Below are 22,567 nucleotides of genomic sequence, written 5' to 3'. Positions count from 1 at the left end.
ACAGACAACATTCAGCCAGAAAGCTTGATGCTTTCTGGCTTTAGTTGTCCTGGAAAGTGATTTTGGAAAATCACTTTCCATCCCTCATGGACCTCTCTTTTTGTGTAAGTACTTCTAGACCGTGCGCTCTATACTTCCAACCCACCTCTCCTTTTGTCCCGCTGCGTCCCTCTCCCCGTCTCAGGCAGGCTGGGCTTCATCAAACCGGTATTTAAAACCGCAAATCAGGTGGCGCTTGACGGGAGAGCCGGATGGAGTATGGATGCGCGGGTTATGTAGCTGGATGGAGTATATTCATACGTGTCAAGCTGCTGGGGACTGCATATTCACGGAACAGACCACTGGATGCTATCATACACACGCATCAGCCGTTGGGTACAAACATACCAACTATCCCATCAAAATATGCCAACCTCCCCAAATATCTCCTGCCAATATATGCCTTGGGCTGCCATACACCATCCGCCTCCCCCGCTATATTGCCCACCGAGGGAACGTTTTTTCTACCGGCCTGATGAGCCAGCTGTGCGGAATCGTGACAGGACTCTTTTGGATGCGTCTTTGCGATGTTACAGCCGCTTCATCAAAATGGAAGTCAACATATGAATTTTCCGCAGGGCTTCCAGCCCTGTGGAAAAGCCGACTTATACGGGAATGCATCCGGCATTCCCGTGTTTGTCGGCGGTATTCATCATGTTGGCTTCCATTTTGATTAGCGGCTGTTACACCGCAAATCCGTATCCAAAAGAGTCCTGTCACGATTCCGCACAGCGTCCCCTTAGCCTGTAAACTTAAACTCCTTCCCCTACTCAATAACCTCGATTATAGGGGATATTACTTCCTGTTTTATTACGTCTATGAATCCCACGTCCGTCACCGCATACATTGGTATAGCTGCCAGGCAGATGAATGACAGGAACATGAACGGGATGGTGATCGGTGAGCCGAGTTCATGGATGATTCCATTGAGTTTCCGTTTCTCATCTGCAAGTTCCTCGCCTGACATGTCGGAGAGAAGGCCGCAGATCGGGTATGATACTTCCGCGAGTATTTCGCCGTTTTTGACTATGTTCTGTCCCCCGCCTATTTCAATCAGGTGGTTGACTGCTATGGCCATATCTTCAAAGTTTGTGCCCATTACGATAATGTTGTGGTTGTCGTGTCCTACTGAGGACGCAATCGCACCTTCTTTGAGATGGAAACCTCCCATAAAGGCTTTGCCTACATTGCCGTTTACTCCGTAACGTTCCACCTGGGCAATATAGAGCACATCCTGTTCCACATCACACTGGACAACACCGTCTTTTACGGCCAGCTCTACTTCGCGTCCCTGTGTAATCGGAATCCACGGAAGGGTATCCATTACCTGTACTTTTACCTTTTTTGCTCCTTCAGGAGCTTCGATCCTGAAGCTTTCCGGAGTGATCGGGTTTTTCAGCTTTGTTGTGTTCAGAAGACAGGGGGCATGCTCTGCTTTCGGGTAGGATACGAGACATTTTCCATTGTCCACGATCTCTTTTCCGCCTGCAATGACACTTAATACCCGGAAGTCTTCTTCTCCTGTCGTAATGTTGATATCTGCCCTGCGTCCGGGTGCCAGTCCGCCGATCTCATCGTCCAGATGGAATGCTCTGGCGGCATTGAGGGAAACCATCTGGATCACGGTCGGGAAATCAACGCCGGCTTTGAGCGCCCTGCGCACTGCCTCATCGAGATGGCCGTTGTCTACCGCATCTATGGTGTGAAGATCATCTGTTACGATGCTGACTCTGGATGTATCCAGGTTCTGTTCCAGGATCGGTTTAATACAGTCTGCCAGGTTCTGCGCAGCGGAACCTTCTCTGATCATCAGATGGCAGCCGTTCTTTAATCTGGCAATGGCTTCCTCTCCGTTCAGAGACTCATGGTCTGTTGTAACCCCCGCAGCAAGACAGGTATTCAGAGCCGGTCCCATCATATCCGGGAGATGGCCCTGGCAGGTCTTGCCGGGCATCCTGTTTGCTCTTTCCATGGATTCAAGCAGGTCCGGAAAGCCGGATAATACATATGGTCCTACAATTTCAGACAGACCTACCGCATCTTCTCTCTCCAGCGCTTTCTGAATGATCTCTCCATTAAAATGTCCGCCGCTTGTCTCCAGATTCGGTGCAAACGGAACGTGGGACGGAACAACAAAATACAGTTTGAGATCTGTCGCTTCCGCTTCTTTCAGTACTGCTTCAATAGCTTCCAGGCCACCCACAACTCCTACTTCATGCAGATCTGTCATAACCGCTGTGGTACCGTGCTTTAATACCAGTTCCGCAAAAGAGCGGATTGCCAGGCTGGTGCTCTCCGGATGGATATGTCCGTCAATAAATCCCGGAGTAATGTAGTTTCCGCCGGCATCGATTACCTTTGTATTTTCTCCGATCGTATAATCTACATCTCCTACCGCTGCAATCGTATTTCCGCTGACAGCCACACCGCCCTCATAAATCTCTTTTGTATAAACATTCACAATTTTACCATTTTTCACCACAATATCTGCAGGGTTCTGACCTGCTGCAACTTCCAACAATTTTTTATCCATATGTTTACTCCTCCTAATCTGATTTTACACCATGTTCTCTGAAACAGTACCCTTTACATTTCATGCCCGGTACCATAATGTCGTATCAGTTCAGACCTGTCTGAACTGTTACATAATGTCAGCAGTGGATGACCGGGAACCGGTCCGGCAGCTCGATTCCTGCCCTTCTGTATATTGCCTCGCTCCGCATCTGTGCCTCTTTAACAATCGCATCTTCATCCAGCGTCAGCACTTTCCTGTCTTTCATCAGCCATTTTCCGTCACACATCGTACTTTCAATGTTTGAAGAATGCATGGCCGTTACAAGAGCGGCTATTCTGTCGTTAACCGGCATCATGGACGGTCCCTGCGGGTTAATGACGATCAGATCCGCTTTTTTGCCCGGTTCCAGACTGCCATACAGCTGTTCATCCAGCAGCGCCCTCGCGCCGTTTTTGGTCGCCATACAAAGTATATCCTCTGATGGGACAACTGTAGAATCCAGGCGCCATCCCTTATGGATCAGGGACGTAAGCCACATCTCATCTACCATATCCATGCGGTTGCTGGAAGATGCCCCGTCAGTTCCTATGGAAACGCAGATTTTTTTGTCCAGCATCTGTGGGATCTTTGCAAATCCCAAAACGCGCATTGCTGAAGCCGGATTGTGGGACACTTTCACATCATATTTTTTAAACAGGTCTACTTCTTCATTGGTCAGCCACACCGTATGAACCGCCAGAAGGTTTCTGTCCAATACACCCAGCCTGTGCAGATGCGTCACTGTAGGTTCCCCATATACTGCCTTCGTATATTCAATCTCTGACCTGGCCTCGGCCACGTGCATATGGACACCGACGTCATATTGATCTGCCAGTTCCTTTGTCCTGACAATCAGTTCATCCGTATTGTTAAAAATCGTCCTCAGGCCAAACCAGATCTGGACCCTTCCGTCTGCAGTATTATGATATTTTTTCAGATCATCCAGCTGCTGATCCAACTCTTCCTCCATGGTTCTCTGCCAGACCAAAGGGAGCCCCTCACCGCAGTCCATGACGGACTTTGCAAGTTTTCCCCGCAGTCCTGCCTCCGACACAGCTTTCACCATGCCACTGACAAACTGGCCTCCAGGCTCTGCAAAACTTGTAACCCCGGAACGGATCTGCTCAAGGCAGCACATCAGAGTCGAAACATAAGAATCCTCCTCTGTCATGTTGCTCTCAAAAGGCCACATTCTTTTATGCAGCCATGTCATAAAGTCCACATCATCACCCACACCGCGGCTGATCTGCTGGGACGTATGTACATGCGTATTGACAAATCCCGGCAGAAGATATCTGCCGTTAAGATCAATCACCTCTGCATCCGGTTTAACCAGTTCCGGAGCTGCTTTGCCGACTGCAAGGATTTTGTCATCCTGTACCAGAAGGCAGCCCTTATCATATACCTGGTTTGACTCGTCCATGGTTAGAATATAGCCGTTTTTAAAATATATTTGTTTTTCACTTTCCAACCCTTAACCTCCTTTATCTGACTTTTTGTTCATTATAACGAATATCGTTCGTTTTGTCAATTCACGCCATTTGACTGAGTATTCCGATTCTGTTATAATGTGTAACAGTTCGGACAGGTCTGAACTGTTACTATAATGTTACCGTTCACAGGCAAGCCTGTAAGCAGTAACACCGGGAGGTTATTATGGATTTATCTAAAATCGGCAAAACAATCAAAGACAAACGACAGGATATGAACCTGTCACTCCGTGAACTTTCCGCAATCTCCCAGGTTGCCGGAAGCACGATCAGCCAGATTGAGACAGGCAAAACATCTCCCAATCTGCTGACGCTCAAAGCCATCTGTGATTCTCTTGATATTCCTGTATTCTCGTTGTTTTTAGAGGAAGATTCACAGGTACAGCTGGTCCGCTCCAAAGACCAGAAATCATTTGTAAGAAATACAAGCAATGGAAAGTCGCTCACTGAATCGCTGATTATACACGGTAAAAATGAAATGTACGCTGCCACTGTTACAATCCCCTCCGGCACAGACTCCGGGGAGTACGCCCGTCATGGTGGAGAGGAATTTGTATATGTGCTGCAGGGAAAAGTTACTTTTGAGCTGGAAAATAACAGCATCTACGATCTGGAAGAACATGATACACTGTATTATCCGAATTATATCGGACACCGCTGGATCAATCGAAGTGAAGATGAAGCGAAAATACTGATGGTTTCTACGTCTCCTTATACGTTCTAAGGAACAGATGATACAGAAAATGTAAGCCGGGGTATGCATAAAATTTCCACATATCCCGGCTCACATTTTCTAATTTTTTAAAAGAAGATATTCCGTCTGGAAATACCGTGCCAGATTCCGAATTGTTTTTTCCAGGTCTATGACTGTATACAGTTCATCCCCTGCCTGAAGAATTGTCTTTTCTGTCCAGATTTCAACCGATGGTTCGTTTTCCGGCCTCTGAATCTCTCTGCTGTCTTCTGCGGAAAGAATGTAGGGCGCCCCCCAGTGCTCTATGCCCAGCTGATAATTACGGTACTGACAGATAATTATCACATTTCTGTCAGAAGACTGCTCTGCCATGTCTCCAGTATGTATGACCGGGACTATCATGCCTTTATAATTACACACCCCGGTAAAGTATTTCGGAAGGCATGGAATCCTGGAAATCTTCATCTCCGGACATATTTCGATAATATTAGAAAATTCAAAAGCATAATTTCTGTTCCTGCCCCGGATACAGAGCAGCTCTGTTATATTCTCTAATTCCATATATTCCCTTTCTCATATAAACCAAACAGCATCTCGAGATCCAGCGCCGTACAGACTTTTCCATTTCCCATAATGCTCATGCCGCTGACTCCTGTTTTTCTCCTGAAATCAACTCCAAAAAGAGACGGCAGCTGCTTTACCACAATCCTCTTCTGCTCATACATACGGTCTGCAAGTATACACCCCTCCTTGTCTGTACCGCGCACATAGACAATCATTGACGTATCCGGAGCTTCCCCGTCGAGGCGGTAGAACTTCCGAAGGTCAATCATAGGTACCATCCTGTTCTCATACAGAATATAGGAACAGCCATGACTTTCCTGAATATTCTTTTTATTTTCCCCATACTTAAGGAACTGGTACACATAGCGTGCGGGCATAGAGAAACGGTATTCCCCTACCCGGAACCGTATACATTCCATCGTGGCCAGTGTCAGAGGGACCGCCAAGGTAAATGTACTGCCTCTGCCATTCTCACTTTCAATGAAAATATTGCCGCCCGCGCTTTCCAGTACGTTTTTCACTACATCCATCCCCACGCCCCGGCCGGAGTATTCTGTCACATCATCCCTGGTAGAAAAGCCGGGCTGCAGAATCAGATCCAGTATCTCCTGACGGCTGTACTCCTCCACGGGTTTTGTCAGCATCCCCTTTTCTTTTGCCTTTCTGCATATCTTCTCCAGATCCAGCCCGCGTCCATCATCCGCTATAGAGATCAGCACCTCCCCCACTGTACTTTCCACAGAAAAGGTCACCCTGCCCCTGCGGTCTTTTCCTGCGGCAGCCCGCTCATCCGGAGATTCAATTCCATGATCCACGGCATTTCTAATCAAATGTATCAGGGCCTCTGACACATAGTCTACTACACTTTTATCCGCTTCGATATCCCCGCAGTTGGAAATAAACTCTACTTCCTTATCCTCATCCCTGCAGATGTCGCGGAGTATTCTCCTGAGTCTGGGCACAATCCGTTCGACAGGTACCATACGCATCTCCATCACAGTGCGCTCCACTTCACCGACGAGACGTTCGATCTGGTGTACGGGACCCTCTCTGATATCATCCATGCCACCGGATTCCAGCTGATTCTCCAGGGACATCATCTGGATCAGCATCTCTCTGGCAAGATTCTGCAGATGATCCAGTCTGTCACTGCGTACACTCAGGAACTCCACTTCCCTGCTCTCAGATGCTTCCGGCTCTGGCCTTCTCTCTTCTTCTGGTACAGGCCGGCGCTCCTGCATAACCCTGCATTTATCTACAAAAAGCCCCCGTTCCAGAACCTCCAGCACCTTTTCTTTACACTCGCTCTCAAATCGAATAAACAGGCCCTGTTCACTGATGATCCCGGAAGATCCCGGTGAGTGCTCCAGATCCTGGGGATCTGTTTCTAAAACGCTGCACATCCCTTTTATCTGCCGGATCAGCATAAAGGCCCTGACGTTCTCCATTCTGCAGCCTTCCTCAAACAGAATTTTTACAATAACGCCATTCTTCGTGGCCATACCTGCCGGTATCACGTCATTATCAGTTTCCTGCACCTCTTCTTCCGGCTCATCCGGTACCTCATCCTGAACCGGGCTTATTCTGCTCAGATATGCGGCGGCATTTTCCTCCAGATCTTTTGCATCGGCCGGAGCATAATCCGGCTGCACCATGCGTTCCAGCTCATCCTCTATATAGTCCAGCACAGCAAACAGCAGGTCAAACAGTTCCTGCGGCACCGCTTTCATCACTTCCTGCTGTTCCCTTAATTGAGAGAACAGGTCTTCCACCTTGTGTGCCAGGGAGGAGAGTTGTTTCAGCCCCATCATTGCGGACGAACTTTTTATAGTATGCATTACACGGAAAATACTGTGGATATCCTCTTTTGCAAAAGTATTTTTCTTCTCCGTATCCAGCAGGACAGCACTCAACTGCTCTGTCAGCTGTTTTGCTTCCAGCAAATATACCTCTAACATTTCCTCCGCATCTGCATCAAAAAATCCCATATTCTCATTCCGCCTGTTCTATGTTCTCATACCACACACTGCAGTTTTTCCCGTTCCTCTTTCCATAGTATAAAGCCTGATCTGCCTTTTCCACGCATTCTTCTATGCCCTCATGGCGCTCGTACACATGCATTCCCAGTGTAATCGTACAGGAGAAGGTATCCTCCCCATAGGCAATTTCGAAGTCCTCCACTTCTCTGCGGATTGTTTCACTCACTTCAAACGCCTCCGACTCCGTCACATTAAACAGTGCAACCAGAAACTCCTCGCCGCCCCAGCGCACTACCTTATAATCCCGGCAGATCCCTTCCATAATGTTTGCAATACAGATCAGCGCCATATCACCGGCTTCATGACCATATGTATCATTCACCATTTTAAAATCATCGATATCAGCCAGGATCAAAACGTTCTTCCGTGCTTTACCTGTATATTTTGTAATATCTTCCACCAGGTCACCGATTACATACCTCCGGTTATAAAGCCCTGTAAGACCGTCACGGAACGCCATATAGTTTAATTTTTCCATGCTGGTGAGCAGTTCCTTATTCCGCCTGTCAAGTTCATCTTTCTGCTGCTTCAGCTGGAGATGCGTATTCACCCGGGACATCAGTTCCCCTTTGACAAAAGGCTTTTTGATATAGTCACATGCACCCATATTAAAGCCTTTTACAACATCGTCATCCTTATCTTTTGATGTCAGAAATATAATAGAAGCATTATTCTTATCTGCTTCTTTCAGCCTGGAAAATAATTCATAGCCGTCTGTGTCCGGCAGAACCACATCCAGAAGTATCAGGTCCGGCTGATACTGGCCTAGCAGCTCCTGCGCTTCCTGCCCCGTATGTGCTTCACATATGAAGATGGCAGTATCACTCAGCGCCGCCCGGATCTGCTTGCAGATAAGCAGGCTGTCATCTACTACCATTACAATTTTTTTACTGTTCGTGTCCATCATTTTTCCTCCATCACTTTAAATCTATATCCACATGCAGCCAGGATCACAATCGTTTTACCGGATGACGTACCGTGCGCACTTCCAGTATTCCGTCCTCCGCTGAAAATGTAATTGTCCGGCCATAGCTATTTCCCGTGTCCTCTGCTGCAAGATGTATTCGTTCCTCGCTCAGTGCCTGTTTCACACTCTGTACATTTCGTGCCCCAATATCCCATTCATTCTCTGCAGTGCCGAACATCTTTGCCCCGCCTGCTATCTTTGCCATCAGATACCGTCTATGTGCCCCCTGCCTGCACATCTCTTCAATCAGTTTTCTTGAACCGTCTGTTGCAAACTTATATCCGTTTTCCTGTCCCACCGCATAGGATCTGTCCGGAAGGATGATATGTGCCATCCCTGCGATCCTGTTTTTTACATCATACAGACATATCCCGACACAGCTGCCCAAGGCATAGGAAATCAGTATCTGCCCCGGCCTGGCAGTCTTTCCTTCGGAAATCCCTACTACAATCTTCTCCATATGGCTACTCCCTGAGCATTTTGAGCATAGTATTCAGCGACTCCAGCTCCGGCCAGAATAAAATCCGCCCCACAAAAGCTTTTTCCCCCATATGGAATATGTTTTCAATCAGGAGAATGCTGTCGCTTACTTTCAGATGCCTTGCCAGAGGAACCCCAAGTATGGCCCCGCCCATATCTATACACATATCCGGCACCGACACGTCTGTTTCCATTCCCGTCAGCTGTGCCAGCGCGCGTATATAAGACCCGCACATAATGTTGCCCAGTTCACTCAGAAGGGACTTTTCCATCTCATCCAGACAGGTCAGACAGTGATCTGCCCCTCCCAGCATTGTTTTCAGAACTGCCCAGGTAAATGCCTCGTCCATCAGGAACAGAAACATTCCCTGAAGTTGCCCCTTTACCTGGATCAGTATCCCCGTCTGCAGAGCCTCCTGGATTCCCAATGACTCAAAAACATCCTGATATCTGACCAGACGGATATTCGGTATTCCGATTTCAATCGGACGTTCCATCATAGCCGAGAGAGAAGATACAGCATTGCCTGTTCCGATATTTCCAAGCTCAGACAGTATATCTCTTGTCTCATCATCCAAATCAGCATAAATGCTCATACTTTCCCCTTTTCTTCTGCCTATACATCAAATTGTTCCACCAGTTCTTTCAGAAGCTGTGCCTGTGCCGACAGTTCTTCACTTGCCGCCGCGCTTTCCTCAGATGTTGCCGAATTGCCCTGGACAATATCTGAAATCATCTCCACGCTCTTTCTGATCTGGACGATCGCCTCTGCCTGCTGGGTGCTTAATTCTGAGATCATATTCACCATTTCATTGACCTTCTGTGCTCCCTCTACCGAATCCTGAAGCGTCTGTGCGGTGATTGCCACCGCTGAGCTTTCTTCGTCTACAACTTCTGCATTCTTTTCCGCCAGTTCCGCCGTCAGCTTGGATGCCCCTGCTGTCTTGGAGGCAAGTCTGCGTACTTCTCCTGCGACCACAGCAAAACCACGGCCGGCTTCCCCTGCACGGGCTGCTTCTACCGCCGCATTGAGCGCCAGTATATTCGTCTGGAATGCAATATCCTCAATCTCCTTCACAATGCCTGCAATTTCCTTTGAATTGCCCCGTACCTGCTCTATGCCGTCTTCCAGCCGCCGCATCTGATTGTTATTTTCCAGAAGCTTTCTTCCCACGTCATCCGCAAAATCTCTGGACATAACCGCATTTTCAGCGTTTATCTTCACGCTCTCTGCGATCTCGTTTATACTCACGGCCAGCTCTTCAATAGAACTCGCCTGTTCCGACGCTCCCTGAGCCAGCACCTGTGCCCCATTGGATACCTGTTCCGCCCCTCCGGATACCAGCTCGGCACTGTTGCCAATCTGCCGAATAGAATTGCGGAGCATGGCGCCTATATCTTCCATAGACTTGCCCAGCGTTATAAAGTCCCCTTTGAATTCCACATCGCTGTGGTAATTCAGCCTTCCTTCCCCAAGAGCACGCAGCCCCTTCTGTATCTCCGATACATACAGGTTCAGAGATTCTGCAGTAGTACGTATATCGTCTGCCAGCTCGCCGAATTCATTTTGGGAATGATAATCCAGATCAATGCAAAGCTTTCCGTTTGCAATCTGGTTTGCGGCATCCTTTACCCCACGAACCGGCCTTACTATGCTTCTTGTTATAACGACCCACAATCCAATGGTAATCAGTACACATACAGCTGCCAGAATAAACATAATGGACATAATACGTGCGCTCAATACTCCTGCCCGATCCACGCTGTTCTCAACATCTTCCCCGCATGCAGCTATAACCGCTTCCAGGGCCTCCCTGGTAATCCTTGACTGTGGTTCATATTGATGGTAATACGAATCAAAAGCTGCACCGGCATCTCCGTCTTCCAAGTCCGAAAACACCTGATCCCTCAATATTTTAAGCTGCTCAAACTGTAGATTCAGCTCTTCCACCTCATCCGCTCCGCTCACATATCCGGTGCCGAGAAATTCCTCACACTCACCTACCTTCTGAGCATATTCTTTGGCCCTTGCCAAATATTGTTCTTTATCAACAACATTATCCGTTGTTGAAACAAGTATAGAAAGATTTTTTCCTACGCTCTGCATATTAGCAATCATATCCTGTGCAGCCTTCATATTGGCAAATGGCTCTGAATACAGCTTCTCAATCGTGACTGAAAGACCTCTGATATTTACAACGGCCACGGTTACCGTAATCACGTAAAGTACAATAATGCCCGCAAACGCTGCAATCAGCTTCCTGCCCACTTTCAGATTCTCAAAATGTTTTTTCATCCCGCTATTCCTCTCATTCGTTTCACAGCTATTCTCCAAGACTGTATTTTACCACCTTCAGTAACTCTTCCTTTTTAAATGGCTTCACAATAAAATCCAGCGCGCCTGCCATTACCGCTTTTTCTATCATCATCTCCTGGCCGATGGCTGAACACATCACAACTCTCCCCTCCGGATGAATGCGTATCACCGCCTCCAGCACTTCTATTCCGGACTTCCCTGGCATGGTGATGTCAAGCAGCATCAGATCCGGCATCTCCTGCTGATACAGATCTATCGCTGCCTCTCCGTCCGCGGCCTCCACAATCCGGGAGTATCCTGCGCCTTCCAGAGCATTGCGAATCGTTTTCCTCATGAACATCGCATCATCCACAATCATAATTTTTTTATCCATGTATTCTCCTTTTTACATCTGTAGATTTTATCATTTCAAACCGCAGTTTTTCTGTACACTGACGGATAGATCTGCTCCAGCGTTGTCTCGTCACGAGATAGAAGCTCCGCATGGCCGATAAACAGATACCCTCCGGGATTCAGGCTTTCCTCCAGACGGGCTACCAGCTGTTTTCTGGAGTCCCTGTCAAAATAGATCATCACATTCCGGCAGAATATAAGATCAAACCTGGAAGCCTCCGCCAGTGGTTCCATCAGATTATTCTTCCGAAAACGGATATTATACCTGAGATTTTCATTCACGCGGAAATTGTTTTTATCCACTTTCACACAATATCGTTCCTGCCAGGCGGGCGGGATATTTTCAATCTCGCGGACAGGATATATCCCTTTTTCTGCCTTATTCAGCACCTCTTCAGAGATATCGGTTGCCAGTATTCTGGCGCTTACCGCCGAGCTGTTCCCCGCTTTATACTCGTCCAGACACATGGCCAGCGTATAGCACTCTTCACCTGTGGCGCACCCTGCACACCATATCTGGCATAACCCGTATTTTTTTGCAAACAGCTCTGGAAAAACCATCTCAGACAAAATGGAAAAATGTGCGGGTTCTCTCATAAAATATGTATAATTTGTGGTCAGCCGGTTCACCATGCCGCCCGCAATCCCGCCTGTACCATCACGCCTTAAAAGCCTCATATATTCCGTAAAAGAGGTAACCTCATAGCGTTCCAGTTCTTTGGACATGCGGCATTCAATCAGCACTTTCTTCTTTTCCAGATTAATGCCGTAATGTGAACGAAAATATTCTACTATATCTGTAAATTCCGGTTCTGTCAGTCTAATCACAACACTTCTCTCCTACACCGTTTATCACCGGCACCAGATCTTCCATGAACTCCTCACTGGTGCCTACAGTGTCGCACGGTATCCCCATATAAATGTCCGGCCCGCGCTCCAGGAGAACACCACAGGCATATTCTCGCGCGCCTGTCCCAGGCTCTCCCGCATCTGTATTCTCTGCCGGATTGTAATAAACAGCCACTTCTGCCTCATACTCTGCAATCCCCAATACATCTTCTGCTGCTCCTGGTACTCTCTGAATCAAGGGCCTGCTGACAACTGCAGCCACCTTTTCCTGCTTTACATAGAGCTGTCTTCCCCCATACTCTAACCGGATATATGTACCGCCTGACATGGTGCCTGCCCCGGCCTTCCTCAGCCGGCTGCTGTTACTGATCCGGGGCTCCCCGGATACATCCAGCAGACCCGGCTCCAGTACATATGCCCACACTGCCTGTCCGCTTTTGAGCTTTACGGCCGCCTTCAGATATCCGTTGCTGCTGCCAAGCACCAGTTCCGGCAAAGGTACCAGCTCTTCTTCCTCCACTTCCTGCATGCCGGCTATGTTCTCTACCAGCAGCCCGAAGCCGCCCTCTTCCTCGTTTAGCAGTATCATATATTGACCTCCGGACTCCCCGCTGCAGCCCCTCCCACCGGTTAGCTTTGACATATCGGCCACTGTCAGATCAGCGGGAATCTGCCGTCCGTCCAGTATTCTTTCTGTCTTTGACACAGGAAGCAGATAATAGAGACCGTCAGTGCAAAAAAGCAAATACAGTTTTTCTAAATTCTCCATTTTTCTACCGCCTTCCGTACAACACAATTAACATAATCATACTGCATTTTCAGGGGAAACTCAAGGTCAGGCTCCTTTTTTCACGTTTTTTATTTCACAAGCATGTTCATAATATGTTTTATAATTCAGATGAGATTTGCAGGCCTTATTTTTACAGCTCTTTTTTTCTTAAAACAAAAACAGATCCCGTAAACAGCGCCGAAGGATCGCTTTCCTTCCGGCCTGCTTACAGGATCTGTGTGTTATTCCTTATTCTTCATCAAAAACCAGTTCTTCATCCAGTTCCAGTTCTTCATCAAAATCAATCTCATCGTCCAGTTCCAGCTCTGTACTCAACTTTACGTCACGGTATTTTCTCATACCTGTACCGGCCGGAATATGCTTACCAATGATTACATTCTCTTTCAGGCCGATCAGGTGGTCTACCTTGCCTTTGATTGCCGCCTCTGTCAGAACCTTCGTGGTCTCCTGGAAGGATGCCGCTGACAGGAAGGAATCTGTTGCAAGAGATGCCTTTGTAATACCAAGCATAATCTGTTCGCCTGTTGCAGGCTCTTTGCCTTCTGCTTCCAGCTGTTCATTCACTTCTGTGAAGTCCAGGACATCTGCCATGGTTCCCGGCAGGAATTCGGTATCCCCTCTTTCCTCAATGCGGATCTTCTTCAGCATCTGACGTACAATGACCTCGATATGCTTATCGTTGATCTCAACACCCTGCAGACGGTATACACGCTGTACTTCCTGGATCATGTAATCCTGTACGGCACGCAGTCCCTTGATCTTCAGGATATCATGCGGATTAACGCTACCTTCTGTCAGCTCGTCACCGGCAGCCAGTTTTGCGCCGTCCTGCACTTTGATACGTGAGCCGTATGGAATCAGGTATGCCTTGGATTCGCCCGTCTCATCGTTTGATACGATGATCTCACGTTTTTTCTTTGTATCACTGAGCGTTGCAGTTCCTGCAAACTCGGTAATAATAGCAAGACCTTTCGGCTTTCTTGCCTCAAAAAGCTCCTCGACACGGGGAAGACCCTGTGTGATATCATCACCGGCAACACCGCCTGTATGGAACGTACGCATGGTCAGCTGTGTACCAGGCTCTCCGATGGACTGCGCAGCAATAATGCCGACAGCTTCACCCACCTGTACCGCTTCACCGGTAGCCATGTTGGCGCCGTAACACTTGGAGCATACACCGTTCTTGCATTTACATGTAAGAATGGTACGGATTCTGACTGTATCCAGTGAATTGCCCTTCGCGTCAACACCCTTCTTCATGACTCTCTCCGCGCGTCTCGGAGTGATCATGTGGTTTGCCTTCACGATAAGATTACCGTCTTTATCTTTGATATCCTCGCAGGAGAAACGTCCTGTTATACGCTCCTGCAGGCTTTCAATCTCTTCGTTTCCGTCCATAAATGCTTTGACAGCCATTCCCGGAATCTCTTTGCCTTCCTCTGCACAGTCACTGTCGTGGATGATCAGCTCCTGTGATACATCAACCAGACGTCTTGTCAGGTATCCTGAATCGGCTGTACGCAGGGCTGTATCTGACAGACCCTTACGTGCTCCATGTGCAGACATGAAGTACTCCAGTACGTCCAGACCTTCACGGAAGTTTGACTTGATCGGCAGCTCGATGGTACGTCCTGTTGTATCAGCCATCAAACCACGCATTCCGGCAAGCTGTTTGATCTGCTTATCGGAACCACGGGCTCCGGAATCGGCCATCATAAAGATGTTGTTGTACTTGTCAAGACCGGACAGCAGCGCCTCTGTCAGTTTATCATCAGTTGCCTTCCATGTCTCAACTACTTCTTTATAACGCTCTTCCTCTGTGATCAGACCACGCTTGTAGTTCTTTGTGATCCTATCCACAGTATTCTGCGCTTCCTCAATCATCTGCGGCTTCTCCGGCGGCACGGTCATATCGGAAATAGATACGGTCATTGCAGCTCTTGTGGAGTACTTGTAACCGATTGCCTTCACATCATCCAGAACTTCTGCAGTCTGTGTCGCACCGTGGGTATTGATAACTTTTTCCAGAATCTGCTTTAACTGCTTCTTGCCTACATGGAAGTCAACTTCCAGGAGCAGATCACTGCCCTCTGCCTCACGGTCTACAAAGCCCAGATCCTGTGGGATAATCTCGTTGAACAGCAGTCTTCCGAGTGTTGCATCGATCACACCTGTTTTCTCGGTTCCGTCCGGCATCGTCTTTGTGACACGGACTTTAATTCTGGAATGCAGAGTAATATATTCGTTTTCATAAGCCAGGATGGCCTCGCTCACGCTCCTGAAGAACATGCCCTCGCCCTTTGCTCCCGGTCTTTCCTGCGTCAGGTAGTAAATACCAAGTACCATATCCTGGGAAGGAACGGCAACAGGGCCACCGTCTGACGGTTTCAGCAGGTTGTTTGGTGAGAGCAGGAGGAAACGGCACTCTGCCTGTGCTTCTACAGACAGCGGCACATGGACAGCCATCTGGTCTCCGTCGAAATCGGCATTGTAAGCGGTACATACCAGCGGATGCAGCTTGATCGCCTTACCTTCTACAAGGATCGGCTCAAAAGCCTGGATTCCCAGTCTGTGCAGCGTGGGGGCACGGTTCAGCATAACCGGATGCTCTTTGATTACTTCCTCGAGTACATCCCATACCTCCGGCTGAAGTCTCTCAACCATCTTTTTCGCATTTTTAATATTGTGTGCTGTTCCGTTCGCTACAAGCTCCTTCATAACGAATGGTTTAAACAGCTCGATTGCCATCTCTTTCGGCAGACCGCACTGATAGATCTTCAGCTCAGGCCCAACGACGATAACGGAACGTCCTGAATAGTCAACACGTTTTCCGAGCAGGTTCTGACGGAAACGTCCTGATTTACCTTTCAGCATATCGGACAGGGATTTCAGCGCCCTGTTTCCAGGTCCTGTTACCGGGCGTCCGCGGCGTCCATTGTCAATCAGGGCATCTACTGCTTCCTGCAGCATACGCTTCTCATTGCGGACAATGATATCCGGAGCTCCCAGCTCCAGCAGTCTCTTCAGACGGTTGTTTCTGTTGATAATCCTTCTGTACAGGTCATTCAGGTCGGATGTCGCAAAACGTCCGCCGTCCAGCTGTACCATAGGACGAAGATCCGGCGGAATCACCGGAATTGCTGTGAGGATCATCCACTCCGGTTTGTTGCCGGACTCCCGGAATGCTTCTACAACTTCCAGGCGTTTCACGATTCTTGCGCGCTTCTGGCCTGTAGCGCTGGTAAGTCCTGCCTGCAGTTCTGCATACTCTTTTTCCAGGTCAATGGCCTGCAGAAGCTCCTGAATCGCCTCGGCTCCCATACCTACACGGAAAGAACCATAGCCCCATTTTTCCTTTTCTTCCTGGTATTCAGCCTCTGACAGTACCTGTTTGTACTGCATATCTGTCTCACCCTTATCAAGAACAATGTAAGAAGCGAAATACAGCACTCTCTCCAGTGTTCTGGGTGAAATGTCCAGGATCAGACCCATACGGCTTGGAATCCCCTTAAAGTACCATATATGGGATACCGGCGCAGCCAGGGCGATATGCCCCATGCGCTCACGGCGCACGGAAGCCTTTGTAACCTCAACACCGCATCGGTCGCAGACCACGCCTTTATAGCGGATCTTCTTGTACTTTCCACAGTGGCATTCCCAGTCCTTGCTTGGTCCGAAAATCTTCTCGCAGAAAAGTCCGTCTTTTTCGGGTTTCAATGTTCTATAGTTGATGGTCTCAGGCTTTGTTACCTCGCCCCTTGACCAGTCCATAATTTTATCCGGTGAAGCCAGCCCGATTTTGATTGCATCAAAAGTTAACGGTTGGTATTGTTGTTCATTATTACTTGTTGGCATATAAATGGCTCCTCCTATTCTTCGTCATCCACCAATTCATCAAAGTCGATATCAGCGTCATCGTCGAAATCGTCTTCCTCAGGTTCCACATCCTCAAGTTCTTCTCCAACAAATTCCTGTTCCGTGAATCCATGTTCCCCGTAGGATTCTTTTTCATCACGGTATTTTTTGTCTCCTTCGATAATAGAGTGCAGATCAGTCTCGCCGTAATCCACTGTTTCCATAATCTCAACTTCTGTATTGTCATCACGCAGCACACGTACATCCAGTGCCAGTGACTGCAGCTCTTTTAAGAGTACCTTGAAGGACTCCGGAATACCTGGCTCAGGAATATTTTCCCCTTTGATGATTGCTTCGTATGTCTTCACACGTCCGACAACATCATCAGACTTCACAGTCAGGATCTCCTGCAGAGTGTAGGATGCACCGTATGCTTCCAGGGCCCATACCTCCATCTCTCCGAAACGCTGTCCACCGAACTGTGCCTTACCGCCCAGAGGCTGCTGTGTTACCAGTGAGTAAGGACCGGTAGAACGTGCATGGATCTTATCGTCTACCAGGTGATGCAGCTTCAGATAATGCATGTGTCCGATTGTAACCGGGCTGTCAAAAAACTCTCCTGTACGGCCATCACGCAGACGCACTTTTCCGTCTCGTGTAAGCGGAACGCCCTTCCACAGCTTTCTGTGCTCTCTGTTGGCCAAAAGATATTCCAGCACTTCCGGAAGCAGCTCTTCGCCGTGTTTCTTTACAAATTCTTCCCACTCCAGGTTGACATAGTCATTTGCCAGGTCCAGAGTGTCCATAATATCGATCTCGTTCGCACCGTCGAATACCGGTGTGGAAATATTGAATCCCAGTGCTTTCGCAGCAAGACTCAGATGAATCTCAAGTACCTGTCCGATATTCATACGGGAAGGCACACCCAGCGGATTCAGCACGATATCCAGAGGGCGTCCATTTGGCAGGTAGGGCATATCCTCTGCCGGCAGCACACGGGAAACAACACCCTTGTTACCGTGACGTCCGGCCATCTTGTCACCAACGGAAATCTTTCTCTTCTGTGCAATATAGATGCGGACCGCCTGATTAACGCCAGGAGACAGTTCATCGCCGTTCTCTCTTGTAAATACCTTTGCATCCACGATAATACCATATTCACCGTGAGGCACCTTCAGAGACGTGTCTCTTACTTCACGTGCTTTCTCACCAAAAATCGCACGCAGCAGTCTTTCTTCTGCCGTCAGCTCCGTCTCTCCCTTTGGAGTCACTTTACCGACCAGAATATCGCCTGCACGTACCTCCGCGCCTATGCGGATGATACCCCTTTCGTCCAGATCTTTGAGTGCATCATCGCCGACACCCGGAATGTCTCTTGTGATCTCTTCCGGCCCCAGCTTTGTATCACGGGCCTCTGCCTCATATTCTTCAATATGCACAGAAGTATACACATCGTCCTGCACAAGTCTTTCGCTCAGCAGTACAGCATCTTCGTAATTGTAACCTTCCCAGGTCATGAAGCCGATCAGCGGGTTCTTTCCAAGAGCCATCTCACCGTTGGAAGTAGACGGACCATCTGCAATTACTTGTCCTTCCTCTACCCTCTCGCCCTTATCTACAATCGGTCTCTGGTTATAGCAGTTGCTCTGGTTACTTCTTAAAAACTTGGTCAGTTTATATGTCTTCTTAGTTCCATCATCATGCTTAATTGTAATATCAGTGGATGTGGATCTTTCAATCACACCGGCTTTTTCTGCTACGATGCAGACACCGGAGTCTACTGCTGCTTTTACTTCCATACCTGTTCCGACAACCGGAGCTTCTGTGGTAAGAAGCGGAACCGCCTGACGCTGCATGTTAGATCCCATCAGCGCACGGTTGGCATCATCATTCTCCAGGAAAGGAATCAGGGCTGTGGCCACAGAGAACACCATCTTAGGAGAAACGTCCATGAAATCGAACTTGCTTCTCTCGTATTCCTGTGTCTCCTCGCGGTAACGTCCGGATACGTTTCTGTGGATGAAATGTCCCTCGTCGTCCAGAGGCTCATTCGCCTGTGCTACGTGGTAATTATCTTCCTCATCCGCCGTCATGTAGACTACTTCTTCTGTAACGATCGGATTTTCCGGATTTTCCTTATCTATCTTACGGTACGGAGCCTCTATGAATCCATACTCGTTAATCCTTGCATAAGTAGCAAGAGAGTTAATCAAACCGATGTTAGGACCTTCAGGGGTCTCAATCGGGCACATTCTTCCGTAATGGGAATAGTGGACATCTCGTACCTCGAATCCTGCACGGTCTCTTGACAGACCTCCAGGTCCAAGTGCTGACAGACGTCTCTTGTGGGTCAGCTCACCAAGCGGGTTGTTCTGATCCATGAACTGTGACAGCTGAGAAGAACCAAAGAACTCTTTGACAGCCGCTGTTACCGGCTTGATGTTGATCAGTGACTGCGGGGAAATTCCTTCCTGATCCTGTGTGGTCATTCTCTCACGGACAACTCTTTCAAGTCTGGACAGACCGATTCTGTACTGGTTCTGAAGAAGTTCTCCTACCGCACGGATACGTCTGTTGCCCAGATGGTCGATGTCATCCTCATTCCCCATTCTGTACTCAAGATGGATATTATAGTTAATGGAAGCCAGGATGTCTTCCTTTGTAATATGCTTCGGAATCAGATCGTGAAGATCTCTGCGGATTAAATCCTTCAGTTCTTCGATATCTCCGCCTGTCTCCTCCAGGAGCCCCTCCAGTACAGGATAGTATACCTGCTCCGTAACGCCGACTTCCTTTGGATCGATGTCTACAACTGCCTGAAGGTCTACCATCATATTGGAAAGAATCTTAATGTTTCTGGATTCCTCTTCGCCTTCTACCCAGAGATACGGCACAGCTGCATTCTGAATTGTATCCGCAAGATCCCTTGAGATAACGGTTCCTTTTTCAGCAACGATCTCACCGGTCAGAGGGCTGACTACATCTTCTGCCACTCTCTGTCCCTTGATGCGGTTCTTAAGTGCCAGTTTCTTGTTGAACTTATAGCGTCCAACCTTTGCGAGGTCATAACGTCTCGAATCGAAGAACATACTGGTGATCAGGCTTTCTGCGCTGTCCACTGCAAGTGGTTCGCCTGGTCTTATCTTTTTATACAACTCTAATAAACCTTCCTGATAGTTCTCGGCTGTATCTTTGCCAAAACTTGCAAGGATCTTTGGCTCTTCGCCAAACAGGTCGATGATTTCTGCATTTGTTCCGATACCGAGTGCACGGATCAGCACAGTGATCGGCACCTTTCTCGTTCTGTCTACACGTACATAAAAAACGTCATTGGAGTCTGTCTCATATTCAAGCCATGCACCACGGTTCGGGATGACTGTTGCGGAATAAAGTTCTTTTCCCAGTTTATCATGGGCAATCCCATAATAGATCCCAGGGGAACGAACCAGCTGGCTTACGATTACACGTTCAGCACCATTGATTACAAAGGTACCCGTCTTCGTCATAAGCGGAAGATCTCCCATAAATATTTCATGTTCGTTTATCTCATCGTTGTCTTTGTTGTAGAGTCTTACTCTTACTTTCAAAGGCGCAGCGTATGTTGCATCACGCTCTTTACACTCTTCGATGGTATACTTTACGTCATCCTCGCAAAGCGTAAAATCGACAAATTCCAGACTCAGGTGACCGCTGAAGTCAGAGATCGGTGAAATATCGGCAAATACCTCTTTCATACCTTCATCCAGAAACCACTGGTACGAGTCTTTCTGGACTTCGATTAGATTCGGCATCTCTAATACTTCTTTTTGTCTGGAATAGCTCATGCGTGAACTTTTTCCGTTTGTGATGGGACGAATTCTGTTTTTCTCCATTGACGTTTCACTCCTCATATATTTTTTGGCGGGCTACGAGTCGCCCTTCGTTAGTTCCAGTAATTAGGGAAAGAGCCCCGTGACGCGAAAACAGTCACTACGATGGCATACCTTTCCACAATAGCGCATTTTTTACTATATCACAAAGCTCTTTTCGTTGTCAACATATTTCTTACTAATCCACAAAAAACCTCTTGACATCTGTCGATTTCTGTGGTAATAACGAATTCATTCGGCTTATGAGCCTGGTTAAGGCTGCCCGGCCCATAAGACATACACTCCCGGTTTTTCAGCGTACCGGCGATCACAGCCGTATCAGTATAACCAGGAAACGGAGTGATTTCCGCAGTTTTTCCCGTCACCTCATGCACCGCACATTTCAGCTCCCTCAAAAGCACAGAATCCCGGTTCGTTTCTATAAAAGGCCGGTCACCGGTAATCCGAAAACTTCCGCTTACACCCGGGACATGCTGCACTCCATATTCAATAGCCTCACTCACGAACTCTTCTGCCTTTTTTGTATCCACAGGAGGCACAAGACGCATATCAACAGTGACCATGCACTGATCCGGAACCACATAGGGGCTGTACCCGCCCCTGATCTGTCCGAAGGTTACAGTTGAACGCCCCAGTTCCGGATGTACCGGACACTCCTCAATTTTCTTTCTTATATAAGTAATTACCGAAGCCATCCCCGCAATTGCATCTGCTCCCGTTTCCGGCATACTGGCATGCGCAGTCACCCCCTGCATCTCCACTTCAAACCAGGTACGCCCCTTATGCGCCATCTGAATCCGCCCGTCCGTAGGCTCCATATCCACAACCCAGTCCTCAGCCGACACCCATCCGTCCGCAACAGCCCGCTCAACGCCCCGCATATCACCTTCCTCATCCACAGTCCCAACAAACACCAGCGGATATTCCAGTTCCAGCGTTCCGTCCTTAACCCCTGCCGCCGTCTCCGCAAAAACAGAAAGCGCACAGGCCAGTCCCCCCTTCATATCACAGCTGCCCCTGCCCCAGAGCTTCCCGTCCCGTATCTGCCCCGAAAAAGCCTCGTCCTCCCAGCCCGAACCCTCCACAACCGTATCCATATGACAAATAAAAACAAGAGCCGGATGCTCCACCTTCCCCGGAAGAACCGCCCGCACATTGCACCGCTTGGGCATCACCTCAGCCACATCACAACAAATGCCAGCCTCCTCCAAATGCCGTCTGACAAATCTGCTAACCTCTCCTTCAAACCGCCCCGGATTCGTACTCTCAATCCGCACCAGCTCCTGAGCCAGTTCAACCGCATCCCATCTCTTCCGCTCCATAAAGTCTCCTCCCCATCCGCCAAACTATTTCCTAATTATACCATATTCCTCCCACACCTAAAAGGCCCCCCTTTGAAGCCGTCCTTCCCCAGCCAGTCCCCAGCCGCGGCGCTTGTGATATCCGGCCTGCGTCGGTGACGGCGGCTATGTGCCAAACGCCTTTTGTACCGCCCCGCAGGAACCGGATATAGGTGCTGCTGGAAGCGTAGCCGCGGAGGCTGGCCGGAGTTAAGGAAAAAATAAGGAAAACCGGGGTAAAACTCGTAATTCCGAATTACGAGTTTTCCTGGCCCCAGCGCGTGAAGCCATCAAGGCTTCACGTGATGTGGCCAGGTTGCCCCGGTT

The 22,567-nt window shown here is 48.5% G+C and carries 15 protein-coding genes; 1 reads left to right on the top strand and 14 read right to left on the bottom strand.

Annotated elements, in window-relative coordinates:
- Positions 1-805 precede the first annotated feature (805 nt).
- Both HMPREF0240_RS01460 and HMPREF0240_RS01455 read right to left on the bottom strand, forming a co-directional pair.
- Positions 806-2,572, bottom strand: coding sequence for an adenine deaminase C-terminal domain-containing protein (locus tag HMPREF0240_RS01460; protein ID WP_009001686.1), 1,767 nt, complete (start codon positions 2,570-2,572; stop codon positions 806-808).
- Positions 2,573-2,690: 118 nt separating this feature from the next.
- Positions 2,691-4,064, bottom strand: a complete 1,374-nt coding sequence (locus tag HMPREF0240_RS01455; RefSeq protein ID WP_009001685.1) for an amidohydrolase — start codon at positions 4,062-4,064, stop codon at positions 2,691-2,693.
- A 185-nt stretch (positions 4,065-4,249) separates the two neighbouring features.
- Here HMPREF0240_RS01455 and HMPREF0240_RS01450 point away from each other — a divergent pair, with 185 nt between their 5' ends.
- Positions 4,250-4,807: a cupin domain-containing protein gene (locus HMPREF0240_RS01450; RefSeq protein ID WP_009001684.1), complete on the top strand. Its 558-nt coding sequence runs from the start codon at positions 4,250-4,252 to the stop codon at positions 4,805-4,807.
- Between the two features lie 69 nt (positions 4,808-4,876).
- On the opposite strand, the gene HMPREF0240_RS01445 is transcribed toward HMPREF0240_RS01450, so the two are convergent.
- From HMPREF0240_RS01445 to HMPREF0240_RS01390, 12 genes are all read right to left on the bottom strand, one after another.
- Positions 4,877-5,338: a chemotaxis protein CheW gene (locus tag HMPREF0240_RS01445; protein ID WP_009001683.1), complete on the bottom strand. Its 462-nt coding sequence runs from the start codon at positions 5,336-5,338 to the stop codon at positions 4,877-4,879.
- Positions 5,329-7,329: a chemotaxis protein CheA gene (locus HMPREF0240_RS01440; RefSeq protein ID WP_009001682.1), complete on the bottom strand. Its 2,001-nt coding sequence runs from the start codon at positions 7,327-7,329 to the stop codon at positions 5,329-5,331. Before HMPREF0240_RS01440 ends, HMPREF0240_RS01445 begins: the two co-directional genes overlap by 10 nt.
- Before the next feature lie 4 nt (positions 7,330-7,333).
- Positions 7,334-8,287, bottom strand: coding sequence for a diguanylate cyclase (locus tag HMPREF0240_RS01435; RefSeq protein ID WP_009001681.1), 954 nt, complete (start codon positions 8,285-8,287; stop codon positions 7,334-7,336).
- Between the two features lie 43 nt (positions 8,288-8,330).
- Positions 8,331-8,807, bottom strand: a complete 477-nt coding sequence (locus tag HMPREF0240_RS01430) for a chemotaxis protein CheD (RefSeq protein WP_009001680.1) — start codon at positions 8,805-8,807, stop codon at positions 8,331-8,333.
- Between the two features lie 4 nt (positions 8,808-8,811).
- On the bottom strand, positions 8,812-9,423 hold the full coding sequence (locus HMPREF0240_RS01425) for a chemotaxis protein CheC (protein ID WP_009001679.1): 612 nt from the start codon (positions 9,421-9,423) through the stop codon (positions 8,812-8,814).
- A 20-nt stretch (positions 9,424-9,443) separates the two neighbouring features.
- Positions 9,444-11,123 (bottom strand): methyl-accepting chemotaxis protein, encoded by a 1,680-nt coding sequence (locus HMPREF0240_RS01420; protein WP_009001678.1) that lies wholly within the window; start codon positions 11,121-11,123, stop codon positions 9,444-9,446.
- Positions 11,124-11,151: 28 nt separating this feature from the next.
- Entirely contained in the window at positions 11,152-11,517 is a 366-nt protein-coding gene (locus HMPREF0240_RS01415; RefSeq protein WP_009001677.1) for a response regulator, read from the bottom strand.
- A 35-nt stretch (positions 11,518-11,552) separates the two neighbouring features.
- On the bottom strand, positions 11,553-12,365 hold the full coding sequence (locus HMPREF0240_RS01410) for a protein-glutamate O-methyltransferase CheR (RefSeq protein ID WP_009001676.1): 813 nt from the start codon (positions 12,363-12,365) through the stop codon (positions 11,553-11,555).
- Positions 12,358-13,155, bottom strand: coding sequence for a chemotaxis protein CheW (locus HMPREF0240_RS01405; RefSeq protein WP_009001675.1), 798 nt, complete (start codon positions 13,153-13,155; stop codon positions 12,358-12,360). Before HMPREF0240_RS01405 ends, HMPREF0240_RS01410 begins: the two co-directional genes overlap by 8 nt.
- Before the next feature lie 249 nt (positions 13,156-13,404).
- A complete protein-coding gene (gene rpoC / locus HMPREF0240_RS01400; RefSeq protein ID WP_009001674.1) occupies positions 13,405-17,031 on the bottom strand; it encodes a DNA-directed RNA polymerase subunit beta' in 3,627 nt (1,208 codons plus the stop codon).
- Positions 17,032-17,045: 14 nt separating this feature from the next.
- Positions 17,046-20,903 (bottom strand): DNA-directed RNA polymerase subunit beta, encoded by a 3,858-nt coding sequence (locus HMPREF0240_RS01395; protein WP_035312222.1) that lies wholly within the window; start codon positions 20,901-20,903, stop codon positions 17,046-17,048.
- Between the two features lie 140 nt (positions 20,904-21,043).
- On the bottom strand, positions 21,044-22,222 hold the full coding sequence (locus tag HMPREF0240_RS01390; RefSeq protein WP_009001672.1) for a M20 family metallopeptidase: 1,179 nt from the start codon (positions 22,220-22,222) through the stop codon (positions 21,044-21,046).
- Between the last annotated feature and the right edge of the window lie 345 nt (positions 22,223-22,567).

Source organism: Clostridium sp. D5 (genome assembly GCF_000190355.1).
In the GTDB taxonomy this organism is placed as follows: Bacteria; Bacillota; Clostridia; order Lachnospirales; family Lachnospiraceae; genus Faecalicatena; species Faecalicatena fissicatena_A.
Note: the sequence above shows the minus strand (reverse complement) of the source record. Positions and strands in the feature narration are given on the sequence as shown.

What these genes read in the sequence shown, in the direction of transcription:
- HMPREF0240_RS01460 (WP_009001686.1), bottom strand. Translation starts at nt 2,572, where the DNA reads ATGGATAAAAAATTGTTGGAAGTTGCAGCAGGTCAGAACCCTGCAGAT.
- HMPREF0240_RS01430 (WP_009001680.1), bottom strand. Translation starts at nt 8,807, where the DNA reads ATGGAGAAGATTGTAGTAGGGATTTCCGAAGGAAAGACTGCCAGGCCG.
- HMPREF0240_RS01395 (WP_035312222.1), bottom strand. Translation starts at nt 20,903, where the DNA reads ATGGAGAAAAACAGAATTCGTCCCATCACAAACGGAAAAAGTTCACGC.
- HMPREF0240_RS01405 (WP_009001675.1), bottom strand. Translation starts at nt 13,155, where the DNA reads ATGGAGAATTTAGAAAAACTGTATTTGCTTTTTTGCACTGACGGTCTC.
- HMPREF0240_RS01445 (WP_009001683.1), bottom strand. Translation starts at nt 5,338, where the DNA reads ATGGAATTAGAGAATATAACAGAGCTGCTCTGTATCCGGGGCAGGAAC.
- HMPREF0240_RS01420 (WP_009001678.1), bottom strand. Translation starts at nt 11,123, where the DNA reads ATGAAAAAACATTTTGAGAATCTGAAAGTGGGCAGGAAGCTGATTGCA.
- HMPREF0240_RS01415 (WP_009001677.1), bottom strand. Translation starts at nt 11,517, where the DNA reads ATGGATAAAAAAATTATGATTGTGGATGATGCGATGTTCATGAGGAAA.
- rpoC (WP_009001674.1), bottom strand. Translation starts at nt 17,031, where the DNA reads ATGCCAACAAGTAATAATGAACAACAATACCAACCGTTAACTTTTGAT.
- HMPREF0240_RS01450 (WP_009001684.1), top strand. Translation starts at nt 4,250, where the DNA reads ATGGATTTATCTAAAATCGGCAAAACAATCAAAGACAAACGACAGGAT.
- HMPREF0240_RS01425 (WP_009001679.1), bottom strand. Translation starts at nt 9,423, where the DNA reads ATGAGCATTTATGCTGATTTGGATGATGAGACAAGAGATATACTGTCT.
- HMPREF0240_RS01390 (WP_009001672.1), bottom strand. Translation starts at nt 22,222, where the DNA reads ATGGAGCGGAAGAGATGGGATGCGGTTGAACTGGCTCAGGAGCTGGTG.
- HMPREF0240_RS01435 (WP_009001681.1), bottom strand. Translation starts at nt 8,287, where the DNA reads ATGATGGACACGAACAGTAAAAAAATTGTAATGGTAGTAGATGACAGC.
- HMPREF0240_RS01440 (WP_009001682.1), bottom strand. Translation starts at nt 7,329, where the DNA reads ATGGGATTTTTTGATGCAGATGCGGAGGAAATGTTAGAGGTATATTTG.